Genomic DNA, 240 nt, shown 5'->3' with positions numbered 1-240 from the left:
GAAACTAAAAAGCCCGTTTTCCCACGTTTAAAAGTAAGCATGGCAGACAATCTAGCTATCATTGTGTCGGGATCAAAGTCATTGATGGCGCGATAAAAAATCCCCGAAAATCGCACCGATTGAAGCGCGTTTACATCGTGAAAATTACGGGGGGCGCTGAAAAAGTATCACACTGAGTCGCAGCGCAACCGGAAAAATACTATGCGTCACTACTCTGTGATGACGGGGTAGAAGCACCGG

General features: G+C 46.7%; 1 pseudogene. It reads left to right on the top strand.

Going from position 1 to position 240, the window contains the following annotated elements:
* Nucleotides 1–8 precede the first annotated feature (8 nt).
* Nucleotides 9–240, top strand: a pseudogene (locus tag BHE89_RS02815) (RNA-guided endonuclease TnpB family protein); the annotation flags it as partial.

Origin of the sequence: Shigella sp. FC1967, from assembly GCF_001743005.1 — a bacterium.
Lineage (GTDB): Bacteria > Pseudomonadota > Gammaproteobacteria > Enterobacterales > Enterobacteriaceae > Proteus.
This window is presented reverse-complemented; position numbering and strand designations above follow the sequence as displayed.